A 575-nucleotide genomic window follows, 5' to 3' on the forward strand; every position below is an offset into this window, starting at 1 on the left:
GTTCTGGATTTGACAGTTCACGCTGTAGTGTTTGCAAGCTCTCTTCGTTTCGCCCAACAAGAATGGGGCTGGCTCCGCGTGTTGCTAACTCGCGCGCGATGGCTTGCCCAATTCCGCCCGTTGCGCCTGTCAGGAGAATGGTGCTGTTGTTAATGATCATGCTTCACCCCACGCCGCTTGTTGGGTTGAGAAGGAAGGCAAAGAGCCCAGCATTTGTCCGTACAGTGCAAACACCATTTTTGCAGAGTCGATGATGACTTGTTGATCTTCCACTTTGGTGATTTTGTTCATCAGTGATTCAAAAAATTGCAGATGATCTTGGTCTAACACGCTGTGTGAAATTAGGTAAGTCATTGCTGAAGGCGGTAGGCTTAACGTTGACTGGATTTTTTCTGCCATTTGGCCACCAATGCCGACGCTGGTGCCTTCTAATACCCACACCATGCCAAACAGCGCGAGTGGGTTGTGGCGGTCAATGTTGTGGTAAAGGTAGGAAACCATTAATTCAATCGGCGCACCGACTTGACCTACATCTTTGTTATTGCGCACCGCTTCGGCATCGCCGCCGCACGCTT

General features: G+C 50.1%; 2 protein-coding genes. Both read right to left on the reverse strand.

Annotation, left to right across the window (positions count from 1 at the left end; all coding sequences use genetic code 11):
* The coding region (locus R8N49_RS29180) for an SDR family NAD(P)-dependent oxidoreductase (protein WP_318190706.1) at positions 1–160 on the reverse strand (160 nt) is incomplete at its 3' end.
* Positions 157–575: iron-containing redox enzyme family protein (locus tag R8N49_RS29185; RefSeq protein WP_318190705.1), on the reverse strand; the 419-nt coding region annotated here is incomplete at its 5' end. The genes R8N49_RS29185 and R8N49_RS29180, both read right to left, overlap by 4 nt.

It is taken from the genome of Vibrio sp. 1978 (genome assembly GCF_033344345.1).